1 protein-coding gene is annotated in these 201 nt (G+C 72.6%); it reads right to left on the bottom strand.

Translation table 11 applies throughout. The features are described 5' to 3' along the window. Positions 1 to 183 (bottom strand): hypothetical protein (locus tag FXF52_RS42785; RefSeq protein ID WP_222870982.1); only part of this gene is annotated, 183 nt, incomplete at its 3' end. Positions 184 to 201: the final 18 nt, after the last annotated feature.

Consider the following 201-nt stretch of genomic DNA (forward strand, 5'->3'; position numbering starts at 1 on the left):
TTGGCGGACCCGCCGCTTGTGCCGGCCCTCCACCAGCCGTGCCCGGCGCCGGTATTTCCGCCACCGCCGTGACCCTTTCTGGCCCGGCTTCGGCGCCCGCTGCGAAACAGAGCGGCGGCGGGTTTTCGTGTCGGCCAGGTGCATGCGGTGCTCGGCGCGGATCGCCCGCCCCGACACCAACAAGCCCTCACCATCCCGGCT

It is taken from the genome of Micromonospora sp. MP36 (assembly GCF_008119785.1).
GTDB lineage: Bacteria > Actinomycetota > Actinomycetes > Mycobacteriales > Micromonosporaceae > Micromonospora.